The 11346-nt window shown below is 61.2% G+C and carries 5 protein-coding genes; 3 read left to right on the top strand and 2 right to left on the bottom strand.

Going from position 1 to position 11346, the window contains the following annotated elements:
- Nucleotides 1–48: 48 nt before the first annotated feature.
- The 3 genes from GEV37_RS10185 to GEV37_RS10175 all read left to right on the top strand — a co-directional run bounded on the left by GEV37_RS10185 (nucleotide 49) and on the right by GEV37_RS10175 (nucleotide 3447).
- On the top strand, nucleotides 49–714 hold the full coding sequence (locus GEV37_RS10185) for an arylesterase (RefSeq protein WP_386110798.1): 666 nt from the start codon (nucleotides 49–51) through the stop codon (nucleotides 712–714).
- Between the two features lie 121 nt (nucleotides 715–835).
- Entirely contained in the window at nucleotides 836–1540 is a 705-nt protein-coding gene (locus GEV37_RS10180; protein ID WP_227390147.1) for a transglutaminase-like cysteine peptidase, read from the top strand.
- An 11-nt stretch (nucleotides 1541–1551) separates the two neighbouring features.
- On the top strand, nucleotides 1552–3447 hold the full coding sequence (locus GEV37_RS10175) for an EAL domain-containing protein (protein WP_227390146.1): 1896 nt from the start codon (nucleotides 1552–1554) through the stop codon (nucleotides 3445–3447).
- Nucleotides 3448–3465: 18 nt separating this feature from the next.
- Here the strand turns inward: GEV37_RS10175 and GEV37_RS10170 are convergent, their stop codons facing one another.
- Both GEV37_RS10170 and GEV37_RS10165 read right to left on the bottom strand, forming a co-directional pair.
- On the bottom strand, nucleotides 3466–3789 hold the full coding sequence (locus tag GEV37_RS10170) for a tryptophan synthase subunit beta like protein (protein WP_227390145.1): 324 nt from the start codon (nucleotides 3787–3789) through the stop codon (nucleotides 3466–3468).
- A gap of 106 nt (nucleotides 3790–3895) precedes the next feature.
- Nucleotides 3896–11284, bottom strand: a complete 7389-nt coding sequence (locus GEV37_RS10165; RefSeq protein ID WP_227390144.1) for an Ig-like domain-containing protein — start codon at nucleotides 11282–11284, stop codon at nucleotides 3896–3898.
- Nucleotides 11285–11346: the final 62 nt, after the last annotated feature.

The raw sequence follows: 11346 nt of genomic DNA, 5'->3' as shown, positions 1-11346 counted from the left end.
GACTCGGGCGGCGCGGCGGGTTTCGTATCGTGGTCAAAGGAGTCGGACATGAAACGTGGCATCCCTTCAAGGTGGCGTATGGCGTCCATGGTAACCGCAGGAGCACTGGCCCTGGTAATCGTCGCCCTGCCTCAGGCCGTTGCCGAGGAGCGTCCGACGCTGCTGGTGATGGGCGACAGCCTGAGCGCGGCCTACGGTCTCGAGCAGGGCCAGGGTTGGGTGACCCTGCTCGAACAGCGCCTGGCGGAGCAGGCCGTGGTCATTAACTCGAGCATCAGCGGTGAAACCAGCGGCGGCGGCGCCGAGCGCTTCGCCGAGATCATCAAAACCCGTGAGCCGGCCATCGTACTGCTGGAGCTCGGCGGCAACGACGGGCTGCGGGGCTTGCCCCCGACCCAGATGCGCGCCAACCTGGCTGGCATGATCGAGCAGAGCCAGGCGTTGGATGCCGAGGTGCTGCTGCTGGGTATCGATATTCCCCCCAACTACGGGCAGGCCTACCGAGACGCGTTCACGTCAGTGTATCACTCGCTTGCCGAGGAGTACGACGTGGCGCTGGTACCTTTCCTGCTCGAGGGTGTCGCCTTGAACCGCGAGCTGATGCAGAGCGACGGCATTCATCCGACCGCCGACGCCCAGCCGATCATCCTCGACAACGTCTGGCCCGCGCTTGCGCCGCTGCTGGACGAGGCAGGCATCGCGTTCGAGGAGTAGCACGCCCGCTTGCGATGATGACGACCCTCATGCCATCGGCGCTTTTTAGCATGAGGTGTATAGCGCTGGTGGATACGAGCTTGTAATCTTAAGCCTCATTCGATGGCGGCTCAGGGCGTTCATGCCTAACGGTTCTCTCGTTTCTCGTTCGATGGTGTCCAGGCGCGCACTGCTCGGCGCCTTCGGGCTGTTGTCGCTGGGCGCGGGGTTGGGGCTTCTCTCCTTTCCGGCGAGCGCCTTCGATCCCGAGCGCCTTCGCCAGCGCATGGCGATGCTCTACGGCCAGGGCCGGCTCGATGTGCTCGAGGCCTGGTTCGCACTGCTCGAGCGGCTGGCCGGCCATGATGTGCAGACCCAGCTTCGCGAGGTCAACGACTTCTTCAACCGGCATATTCGCTGGGTCGACGATATCGTGACCTGGGGGGAAGAGGATTTCTGGGCCACGCCGCTGGAAGCCATGGGCAAGGGCCAGGGGGACTGCGAAGATTACTCGATCGCCAAGTATGTCACGCTCAAGCAGCTGGGCGTGCCCGGCGAGCGGCTGCGCATGATCTATGTGCGCGCCCGGCTGGGGCGAAGCCAGGTCACCCAGGCCCACATGGTGCTGGGCTACTACGCCACGCCCGACGCCGAGCCGCAGATCCTCGACAACATCGCCCCCTCGATCTCCCCTGCCTCACAACGCACCGACCTGGACCCGCTGTTCAGCTTCAACAGCGAAGGGCTCTGGGCCGGCGGCTCGTCGCAATCGCGCGCCGATCCGCTGGCGCGACTCTCGCGCTGGCGCGGCGTGCTCGAACGTATGCAATCTCAAGGCTTTCTCTAGAAGGATTCATCATGTCACTCATCAAACAGCTCTGGCTTGCCATCATCGCCCTGCTGCTGCTCTCCTTCATCGGAAGCCTTGCGATCAGCATCACCACCAGCCGGTTCTACATCGAGCAGGAGATCCGCATCAAGAACGAGGACAACGCCAACGCCCTGGCCCTTTCGATGAGCCAGCTGGACAAGGATATCGTCACGCAGGAGCTCTTGATCGCCGCCCAGTTCGATACCGGCTATTACCGCGAGATCGTACTGCGCGACACCGGCGGCGAGGTACTGGTGGAGCGCCTTGCAAGCGACTACCGGGGCGACGTGCCCGAGTGGTTTCGCGGGCTCGTCGATTTCGACATTCCGCCGGGTACCGCCACCGTGCAGGATGGCTGGCAGCAATTCGGCACGTTGACGCTGCAAAGCCACTACAGTTTCGCCTACGCGTCGCTTTGGCGCAGCGTCATCGAGCTTGCGGGCTGGTTTCTGTTGGCGGCGCTGGCGAGCCTGGCCGTAGCCGCGGTGCTCGTGAGCAGCATCAAGCGCCCGCTCGCGCGAGTGGTCGCCCAGGCCCGCGATATCAGCCGGCGGCGTTTCACCACCATCCAGGAGCCCAGCACCCGCGAGCTTCGCGACGTGACCCAGGCGATGAACGCGCTTTCCGATAGCGTGCGCCAGATGCTGACCCAGGAGAGCCAGAAGCTTGACGAGTTGCGCCGCGACCTGCAGCACGACCGGCTGACCGGCGCGCTCGACCGCAACGCTTTCATGGCCCGGCTCTCGGCACTGCTGGAAGGCGACGATGCCCGTGCGACCGGGGCCCTTGCCATGGTGCGGGTGCAGGCGCTGGCCGCGCTCAACGACCGGCTGGGCCATGACGCAGTCGATACGCTGCTGGTGGAGCTGGTGAACCGGCTCGACAGCCTGGACGGCGACGCGCAGACCGCGCTGGTCGGTCGCCTCAACGGCAGCGACTTCATACTGGCGCTGCCCCGTCAGACCGATCTCGACGCGCTGCACGCACATCTGCGCCAAACGCTGGCGGACATCGCCCTGAAGGACGTGCGCCTGCCTGCCGCGCTCACCGCCTACTCACCTCAGGACGAGCGCAGCGCCTTGATGGCCACGCTCGATACCGCTCTTGCCGAGGCCGAAGCTGCACACGCTACGGCCAATGTGGTGATTCGCGAGCGCGAGCGACCGGCACTGTTCACCACCCATGCCGCCTGGCGCTCGGCGCTCGAGCTTGCCATTCTGCAGGGCCCGGACCTGGGCCGTTACCCGGTCCTCAACGCTTACCAGCGGGTGATCCACTTCGAGAGCCCCGCGCGCCTCGAGCTCGATACACAGTGGCAAAGCGCCGGCGTGTTCATTCCCTGGCTTGCACGCTTCGGCCTCGAACCCGCGCTCGACATGGCGGTGATCAAGCGTGCGCTGGAGCAGCTTCGCGCCGAGCCCGAGGTGCGCCTTGGCGTCAACCTGTCGCTGGCCGCGATCATGGATGCGCAGTTCACCAATGAGCTGCGCGCCCTGCTCGAGAAGAGCCCGGCGCTCGCCGCGCGGCTATGCTTCGATCTTCCCGCTTCGCAGGACCCGCGTGCGATTGCTAGCCTGCGCGCGTTCTGTAGTGCTCTTCGCCACCTGGAGTGCGCCTTCGGCCTCGAGCACGTGGGCGCCGAGTTCACTCGCCTGGCGGACCTGCAGGATATCGGGCTCGCCTACCTGAAAGTGGATGCAAGCCTGGTACGTGGCATTCACGCCTCGCTCGAGCAGCAGACCCTCCTGCGCGGCATGACGACGCTTTGCCACTCGCTGGGCATCCTGGTCATCGCCGAAGGGGTGGTTGACCAGCAGGAGTTGACCCAGCTTTATCGCATCGGCGTGGATGGTGCCACCGGCCCCGGCGTTCGCCTTTCCTGAGTCAGCCGCGCGGCGATATCAGATGATGCCGCCGTCTTCGCCGATCAGATTGACATTGTTCTTGGCCCGCAGCGACTTGCGCTGCATCACCTTGTGCTGCGCCGCTTCGGGCAGATCGGTAAACGAGATCACCCCCTTGTCGAGCAGCACCTCCATTAAGTCTTCCACCACGCGCACGAAGGCCAGATCCGAGGCAAGAAAGTTCGCCTTGATACTGGATTGACCGGCCAGAAAGGCGAGCACTTCAGGGTCGTCTGCGGCGATCTGCTCGTGATACTCGCCCGAGGCTTCCCGACTCAGCAGCACGATCTCGCCGGCGGTGTTGCGTTTGATATGAAACATCATGCTCTCTCTACTGGCCATCGACCAGCGTTCGGGGTTAAAAAAGGCCGCCTTGCGGCGGCCTCTGTCTTCGGTACGGCTTCTGTTCTCGCTATAGCTTAGCGCCTTACTGGTCGATCTTCAGCTGGTGCTGGTCGAGCAGGCTCTGGATAAAGTCCGAGGAACTCTCGCCTTGGGGCATGGTGACGTCCTTCAGCACGATGCGCTGGTCCGCATTGGTGTTGTTGGCTGCCAGGCCGCCATCGGACTTGATGTGCAGCACGGTATCGCTGCCCTTCTGCTCGGCGTGGATGAACTGGTCGATATTATCGCTACTTTCACCTTGCAGTAAGTCCGCCAGATCCAGCCGGTCGGCCTGAGCATCCTGACCGTAAACGCCCTTCTTGAAGTCCATCACGGTATCTACCGCCGGATTGCTGGTTGCGCCCTGATCACCAAACGACCACTTGAACGTATCCGCCCCGGCGCCACCATAGAGCGTATCATTGCCTGGCCCGCCGATCAGGGTATCGTTACCTGCGCCACCGTAAAGGGTATCGTTTCCTTTACCGCCGATCAGAATATCGTCGCCATCGCCACCCACCAGCGTGTCGTTACCGGCACCGCCGTAGAGAATGTCGTTACCCTGAGTACCGGTCAGGGCATTGTCGCCCTTGTCACCCAACTGGTAGTTCTTGGTATCGGTGGTGATATTACCCGCTTCATCCGTGGCCGTTGCCACCAGCTTGCCCGATGCAGCCTCCAGGCGCTTGAGCGGGGTCGTCCACTGCCCGTCCTCATTAGCCTTGACCGTCTCGATCAACTTGCCGTTGCCATCGGTGATCTTGACCGATGCGTTGGGCGCAGAGGAGCCGGAAATATCCATCTCGCGGAAACCGACTGTGCTATCGGGAAACTGATCGTTGGTACGGTAGGCTGAATTGCCTCCAGCGATACCCTTACTATCAATGACAAGGGTTTGAGCTGAACCATTGATCGTTCCGGAGAAAACCACAATATCTCTTGCTGAGTCATCAAGGGCAGACCTGTCGGAGCGCGTTACCGTGGCCTGCATGCTTTTAGCTTGCCAACTGCCTCCCAGCCACGTTGAAACATATTCCTGCCAAGCCAGGGTATAAGTGTCTCCGACCTGTAAATACGCCGTTTCGTTACTGCCGTCGCGAGACTGTATGCTCAAAGCACGTGTTGTACTAGTGGCTAAGCTAGAGCCACCTATCTGCTGAGACGCGTTCCCCGTGTTGACCGCCGTGCTCGAAGTACCAAAGGTATTATCCGCCAGGCTGCCCCATACTTTCGTCAGCACGTTGACACCGACTTCCTGTCCCGTGGTCACGCTCTCGATATTCACGACCGGGATCGGGTCGGCGTAGGCATCCAGCGTCACGGTGGTCGAGGCCTTGTCACCGTCGCCATCAGTGGCTTCGATCACGAACTTGATGTCCTCGGGGATCGCCTTGTACTGGAGGAAATCCCATCGCCCGGTTTCCTTGGAAAGCTCGAGACCGAAGACCTTGGCACCCTCAGCGTCACGAGCCACCAGCGAGCTTCCATCGTTGAGTACGGTGATCTTGTAACCGTAATCGTTGACCAGGCCCTTGAAGCTGAAGTCACGCACACCGTCCGCTGCTTCGGCCGTGACCTTGCCATGAGCACTGGCGATGACCTGGTTCGGCACCTCGCCGTAGAACGTGATGCTCTTGATGGCGTAGTCACTGTTGTCGACGAAATCCTTGCGTCCATTATCCGTCGCCATGAAACGGACTTCGTCGAACCCACCAGGAATCGATTTGAAGTCGCCCGCGTAGATACCGCTGGCGGCATCGGAAGAGAACTCGCGACTGCCGATTCGCTCACCGCCGCGATAGAACTCCACCATGCCTTTTTCGAGTTCACCGCCAAACATTGCGCTGAACTGAGCCTTCAGACCGAACGCCAGACTTCCCGGGTTGAGCTTGAAGACCAGCACTTCCGACGCCGCCGTGCCATCCTTGAACAAGCGGTAATCGATCTCGCTATTGATCTTATGGTACGGGCTTCCGTTGCTGTTGACCCCCATACCATTCGCGTTGCGGTAAACCTGCGCATCGGTGAGTGTAGAGTCCGTTGCAGATGTAAAACCTTGCGCCGTAACGGTGAAACCGTTGAACGTACTGCTCTTGGTATCGCTGATCGTCGGGGACGACAGATCGAAGGTGCCGTTGAGAACCTTGGGTACATCCCGCGCAATCGCATGATAGTCACTGGCATCTTGACTCAAGGTGATGCCGTCATCCTCGAACTTCAGATGGCTACCGAGTTTGATGTCTGCCTGGTTGCTGGAAGACGCCATACCGTTCTGGCTCGCCGTCACGATCAGCTTGATACCCGCATCCTTGAGTGGCAGGACTTCATCACCGCGGGTGGGATCCGGATGGTGGATCGCCATATGCTGGGTCAGCGTGACGTCGCCGCCTTGATTGACGTTGACCTCGAAGGCCACCTGCCCACTCTCGGTCAGGCCCACCACCTTACCCCCTTGCATGGCCAAGGTGATATTCTCGCCGGTGGTTGAAGCTTTAAGCATCGGTCCCTGATCCGCACTGGGATCCAGAGCCAATTGATAGGACGCCGTACCCTCTTGCCCCGAGGCATATCCCACATCGAACGCCTTCGAGAAGTTGGTCGTGGACGAGACCGAGGATTCTTTACGCAGCCCGGTTTCATCGACCAGTACATCGAGGCCTTTCAACATGCCTTCGTTGACACTGATGGTTGGCTGTACGCCGTAGGCCTTCACCGCCGTGACGTTACCCACATTGCCTGCGGTATCGGTCGCCGCCACGGAACCGTCGATTCGCTGATCACTATCCACGAACAGATCGTTACCCGACACGTCGACGTTCCATTTGCCGGAGCCATCCACTCGGGTCTGGTAGGTCTTCTGGTTGATGATCAGCGTGACCACGTCTCCGCTTGTGAACTCCCCTGTCACGCGACCTGTCAGGTTGATCGTACCCGCCGCTTCCTTGACGCTCACCGTATTGTCACTGGTCACATCATCGATGGTCAGGGTCGTCGTGCCAGCACTCGGCGCCTGGGTATCGACGAGGTAGGACTTGCTCGCCGATCCGGTATAGGCATTACCGAAGGCATCGCGTCCATCGACAGTGGCCGTCACTTGGGTGTGAGCAGCCAATACGCTTCCAGGCACGTTGATCGCGAAGGTCGAACCGCTTCCCACCTGACCGGTGTAGTTCTGTCCGCCCACGGTCAACGTAATGGCATCCCCGACCTTGGCATCGCCACCGACGGTGCCCGTGATCTTGATGGTTTGCGTCGCCTCTTTCGCATTGACGACACCGTCACCGGCAATCGTGTCGAGGGTAATGGTGGCCTCGGGCAGCGGATACGCTTCCAACGTCAAGCCAACCGGCACATCGACGGCTTCGAAGTTGCCATTGACCTCGATGACGTTAGCCACGACATCGCGACCTCCATCGACGGTAACTTCAACGGTGCCACGACCATTTCGATCAAGTGTCACGGTATGGATCACACCGTCGATATCGACCAGGGCCGTCGGGAAATCATTACCGGAGAAAGTATACTTGCTTGGATCCGGCGGATTGGACGTGACGACTTCGAACACGATATCCGATTTGCCCGTGATGGCAGTGGTACCTGTGCTGAGTACCTCATTGTAGGTAATGGAGTGGATGAGATAGTCATCGTCGAACCCGACCGCGGTGAACTCAGCGCGCAGGAAGCTGTCCCCGGTGCCCGGCTCGAAACGGTAGGCTTGGTCGACCCGATCTGAGCCACCAGGTACGGATTCTTCTCGAGTAATTTGGCCCTCGGCATCGTAGTAGGTCACTATCGCTTTGTTCGATGTACCCCCACCGGACACGATCGCATAGCCAACCGAGTTGCCTTGAGCGTCGATGAATTCGACCTTGGCCTTTTCGTTGTTATTGCGCCACGCGAACTGTACGTCGAAGCTTTTGACTTCATTATTGAAATCAATAGCAATCTTTTCGCTGACACCGTTGTTACCAAACCCTAGTTCACGATCGTCTCCCGACGCTGGCCCCATGACGCCGAAGCCATCGTGATCAGTGCCGATTACCTTGGACAGGTTAGCCTTCTGGCCATCAGTGCCGTAAGCGGTCACTTTAAAGCTATTGGACACATCGACATTGCTTACGTCGATGAGAGAGATTTTGGTAATTATCGCCTTAAGACTGACGTTTGTGACATCGATACTATCGTCGATGTCGTAGGCCTTGGCATCGTTAACCAGCGTCCATTGCCAGGCGGTATCATCCCCGTCCACTGTCAGACCAGTGGGCAGGCCAATGATATCGTCATCCAGATAGACATCAGGGTCGCTATAGAAGTAATCCACCGAGCCTACGCTATCGCCCGCCTTTACAGTGATCGTCTGTGCTTCTCCGTTGACCTCGAAGGTAAAGGTCTTGTCCACATCCACCGGGGCGCCCAGTTTGACGGTGTAAGTCACCGTCGAGGCATCCTCATCACCCCCTGGGTGCAAGAAAGAGCTCAACGTGGCAGTGACATCGACGTTGACGGCGTAGTCGCGTTCGGTCGCCTGCTCGTAGGCGTTGCCCGCCGCATCGCTACCGGTCACCTCGGCAGTGACCTGATCGTTCTGGGCAAGGACCGCGCCGGGGACGTCGATGGCATAGGTCAGATCCGCGCCCACGGTGCCGGTGTAGCTGCTCTCACCCACGGTCAGGGTCACGGTATCGCCCGCTTTCGCGTCGCCGCCCACGCTACCCGTTACGGTAACGGTCTGGGTTGCTTCACGACCGTCGATCACGTCGTCACCGGCGATGGTGTCGATGGTGATCTTGGCCTCGGGCGCGACATTCGAAACGCCTTTGCTGTCCTGGCTGGTCGCTTGATTGCCCTGACCGTCGCGCACGGTGGCCGTAATACTTACGTTCGTCGCTCCCTGCTCAACCGGTACTTCGACCTGTAATCCATCGTCCAGGTGGGCCTGAGTCACGTTGCCCCGGAACAAGATCGAGCCGTTACCATCGACAACGCTCAGCGTATCACCGACTTGCGTGCCTTCTTGCAACGTGATCGACGCCGTCACGCTACCGGGCTGACCTTGCGCTATTTCAGCAATGTTATAGACGCCGTCGCTGCCCGCTCCGAGAAGTTCGACAGTCACACCCGGCTCATATACATCCAACTCTACCGCGTCTCGTGCATCGATCTCGTTGCCGTTGCGGTCGGTAGCGACCGCCTCAACTGTGAGCTCGCCGTCGACCAGGCCACTGACGTCGACGCCGTCCACGCTGTAGCTGCCGTCATCGTTGACGGTGGTATCGGCGGTCACGGCGTTGCCGTTCTGGTCGGTGATGGTCAGGGTGACGGTGCTGCCCGGGGCCACGTCGGTGGTGGTACCACGGATATCCAGGGTCGCGTCGCCGTTGTCGACGGTCGCTTCGACGGTAATGGCAGACGCCACCGCATCGAGCTCCACACCGGTGTTGGCGTTGATTTCGTTGCCGTTGCGGTCGGTGGCAACGGCTTCGACGGTGAGGTCGCCGTCGACCAACCCGCTGACGTCCACACCGTCCACGCTGTAGCTGCCGTCATCGTTGACGGTGGCATCGGCGGTCACGGTGTTACCGTTTTGGTCGGTGATGGTGATCGTCACCACGCTGCCCGGGGCCACGTCGGTGGTGGTACCGCGGATGTCCAGGGTGGCATCGCCGTTGTCGACCGTGGCCTCGACGGTGATGGCGGAGGCCACCGCGTCGAGTTCCACGCCGGTGTTGGCGTTGATTTCGTTGCCGTTGCGGTCAGTAGTAACAGCCACGATAGTCAGCTCGCCATCCACCAGCCCACTGATCGCCACGTCGTTCACCTCGTAGGTGCCGTCCGCCTTGACCGTTGCCTGGGTGCGAATGACCGTGCCGTTCTGGTCGGTGATCGTGAGTGACACGATGCTGTTGGGCGCCACATCCGTGGTGGTACCGCGGATATCCAGCAGCAGGCCATCGTTATCGACGGCGGCTTCGACGGTGATGGCAGACGCCACCGCGTCGAGCTCCACGCCGGTGTTGGCGTTGATCTCGTTGCCGTTACGGTCGGTAGCGACCGCCTCAACCGTCAGATCGCCGTCGACCAGGCCGCTGACGTCCACGCCGTCCACGCGGTAGCTGCCGTCATCGTTGACGGTGGCATCGGCGGTCACGGTGTTGCCGTTCTGGTCGGTGATGGTGATCGTCACCACGCTGCCCGGGGTCACGTCGGTGGTGGTGCCGCGGATGTCCAGAGTGGCATCGCCATTGTCGACCGTGGCCTCGACGGTGATGGCGGACGCCACCGCGTCGAGTTCCACGCCGGTGTTGGCGTTGATTTCGTTACCGTTGCGGTCGGTGGCGGCGGCCTCAACCGTGAGATCGCCGTCGACCAGACCGCTGACGTCCACGCCGTCCACGCGGTAGCTGCCGTCCGAGTTCACGGTGGCGGTGGTGTTGACCACGTTACCGTTCTGGTCGGTGATGGTCAGGGTAACGGTATTACCTGGCGCCACATCGATAGTGGTGCCCGTGATGTCCAGCGTAGCGGCAGTGTCATCGACCGTTGCTTCGACAGTGATCGCGCTCTCGACCGCATCCAGCACCACGTCGGTGCTAGCGTCGATCTCGTTACCGTTGCGGTCGGTCGCCACGGCTTCGATGGTCAGATCGCCATCGACCAGGGTGCTGACATCGACGCCGTCCACGGCGTAGCTGCCGTCCGGGTTCACGGTGGCGGTGGTGTTGACCACGTTACCGTTCTGGTCGGTGATGGTCAGGGTGACGGTGCTGCCCGGGGCCACGTCGGTGGTGGTACCACGGATATCCAGGGTCGCGTCGCCGTTGTCGACCGTGGCTTCGACGGTAATGGCAGACGCCACCGCATCGAGCTCCACGCCGGTGTTGGCGTTGATTTCGTTGCCGTTGCGGTCGGTAGCGACCGCCTCAACCGTCAGATCGCCGTCGACCAGGCCGCTGACGTCCACGCCGTCCACGGCGTAGCTGCCATCGTCGTTGACAGTGGCGTCGGCGGTCACGGTGTTGCCGTTCTGGTCGGTGATGGTGATCGTCACCACGCTGCCCGGGGCCACGTCGGTGGTGGTGCCGCGGATATCCAGGGTGGCATCGCCGTTGTCGACGGTCGCTTCGACGGTAATGGCAGACGCCACCGCATCGAGCTCCACGCCGGTGTTGGCGTTGATCTCGTTGCCGTTGCGGTCGGTGGCGACCGCCTCAACCGTGAGGTCGCCGTCGATCAGGCCGCTGACGTCCACGCCGTCCACGGCGTAGCTGCCATCGTCGTTGACAGTGGCGTCGGCGGTCACGGTGTTGCCGTTCTGGTCGGTGATGGTGATCGTCACCACACTGCCCGGGGCCACATCGGTGGTGGTACCGCGGATGTCCAGGGTGGCATCGCCGTTGTCGACCGTGGCTTCGACGGTGATGGCAGACGCCACCGCGTCGAGCTCCACGCCGGTGTTGGCGTTGATCTCGTTGCCGTTGCGGTCGGTGGCGACGG

It is taken from the genome of Vreelandella malpeensis, from assembly GCF_020622355.1.
GTDB classification, from domain to species: domain Bacteria; phylum Pseudomonadota; class Gammaproteobacteria; order Pseudomonadales; family Halomonadaceae; genus Vreelandella; species Vreelandella malpeensis.
This window is presented reverse-complemented; position numbering and strand designations above follow the sequence as displayed.